This is a genomic window from Catenuloplanes japonicus (genome assembly GCF_000717135.1).
In the GTDB taxonomy this organism is placed as follows: domain Bacteria; phylum Actinomycetota; class Actinomycetes; order Mycobacteriales; family Micromonosporaceae; genus Catenuloplanes; species Catenuloplanes japonicus.
In genome coordinates this window covers 1-359 of sequence record NZ_JNXY01000098.1, presented here as the reverse complement: position 1 = coordinate 359, position 359 = coordinate 1, and the positions used below count along the sequence as shown (strand labels likewise).

Genomic DNA, 359 nt, shown 5'->3' with positions numbered 1-359 from the left:
GCGGAGAGCACGGAGATGGCCGGGGTGATCATGCTGTCGCCGAAGAACAGCGACGCGCCGAAGATGCCGAGCGCGGCCAGGATCAGCGCGGTCTTGCGTGACGGTGCGGTGGCCTGGCGGCGCAGCAGCGAGATGAGCGCCATGATGCCGCCCTCGCCGTCGTTGTCGATCCGCATGGCCAGCAGGACGTAGGTGACGGTCACGATGATCATCACGGACCAGAAGATCAGCGAGACGACGCCGAACACGTTGCCGTCGCTGACCGGGACCGGGTGCGGGTCGGCCGGGTTGAACACGATCTGCATCGTGTAGATCGGACTGGTGCCGATGTCACCGAACACGACACCGATCGCGCCCAC

The 359-nt window shown here is 66.0% G+C and carries 1 protein-coding gene; it reads right to left on the bottom strand.

Going from position 1 to position 359, the window contains the following annotated elements; all coding sequences use genetic code 11:
- On the bottom strand, window positions 1-359 hold a 359-nt coding region (locus OP04_RS48155), incomplete at both ends, for a KUP/HAK/KT family potassium transporter (RefSeq protein WP_198154335.1).